Raw genomic sequence first — 1,300 nt, forward strand, 5'->3', positions numbered from 1 at the left:
AGTTAGAAGACGGTCCGCATCTGGTCGTGGAACGACATGACCTCTCGCATCCTGTCGCGATCGGCCGCGATGGCGCGAGCCTGCGCAATCCATTCGTCGCGCTGCTGACCTGGAAGCATGTGGTACAGCGTGCGCAGGTTGTGCGATGCCCTGGGCGATACCAGCTCGACGAACTTTTGTCGACGGTCGCGGTCGTAGAACTCAAGAATGTCGTCGCTCGCACCGTCCAGGGTTACGCGGCCCAGGGCTTCGACCAACGCAAAACTGTCGAACATGCCGCCGGTCAGGCCAAGGCCACCAGTCGGGTTCGTGACGTGTGCCGCGTCGCCGACGAGCAGAATACGGCCCTGGCGCATCCTGTCTGCTACTCGTTGGTGCATTCGATATGGCGAGAAGGCATCGATCTCGAATTTGACTCCTTCCGGGAGAAGCCTGCTCAACTTTTCGGTCGCGCGCTGCTTCAGGCTTTCAACGGGCAGCGTGGGGTCTTCGACGAACGTGACACGCCAGAAGTTGTTTGGATCGATTTTACAGATGACGGAGCCATAGATCGGGTCGACCTGCATCGTGGTGTTGCTGAACCCTTGGCTGTCAAGATCGACTCGCAGGTTCGTCGCGACGTAACGCTCCGGCCAGGTCACACCGAAGAACTGCATTTTCAACACCTGACGTCGCACAAAGCTGCCTGCGCCATCGGCACCAATGAGCCAGTCCCCCTCGAGTTCCTCGTTCTCGCCACGCGATTGCAGCTGCACCGTTACCCCGCTGCCGTGGTCCGTGCAACCTACCAGCGAGGTCTCATAACGGATGCTGACATTGGGGTATTTTTCGAGGTGCTTCAGTACGACCCGAGAAAGCTTGTCCTGACCCAGGTTCAGTGCATACGGAAACTCAACGGTGCCCTCCAGGCAGCTCAGGTTCCAGCGGATCAACTCACCGGTTTGATGGATGCGCCAGGCATGATCCTGGCGAAGAAATCCAGCTGCAACGCAGTCCTCGAGGATACCCAGGTCGCGCAGATACGGCAGTACCGAAAAGTGATACACGAGAGCCCTGGGGCTTTCGTTTGGCTTGTCTTCGGCCTCCAGCACAGTGACCCGGTTCCCCTGCTTAGCCAGGCCCAGTGCGGTGAGAAGACCGGTCGGGCCGCCGCCGGCGATGATGATATGTTTGCTCACGTTTATTCCTCGTATGCTCGGCCAGAGCCCTTGATGCCTGGCGTGCGAGCGTTGACAGTAATTGACTCGGAACGATGGTAGAAATTGCCATCCATACCGACGAGGTGCTTACAGGCCAATTG

The 1,300-nt window shown here is 58.6% G+C and carries 1 protein-coding gene; it reads right to left on the bottom strand.

The window, feature by feature from the left end; genetic code table 11:
- Positions 1 to 2 precede the first annotated feature (2 nt).
- Positions 3 to 1,178 carry an FAD-dependent oxidoreductase gene (locus QPK29_RS33420; protein ID WP_400189966.1) on the bottom strand — a complete coding sequence of 392 codons (1,176 nt, stop codon included), beginning with the start codon at positions 1,176 to 1,178 and terminating at the stop codon, positions 3 to 5.
- Positions 1,179 to 1,300 lie beyond the last annotated feature (122 nt).

This window comes from Massilia orientalis (genome assembly GCF_030411975.2).
Taxonomy (GTDB): domain Bacteria; phylum Pseudomonadota; class Gammaproteobacteria; order Burkholderiales; family Burkholderiaceae_D; genus Telluria; species Telluria orientalis.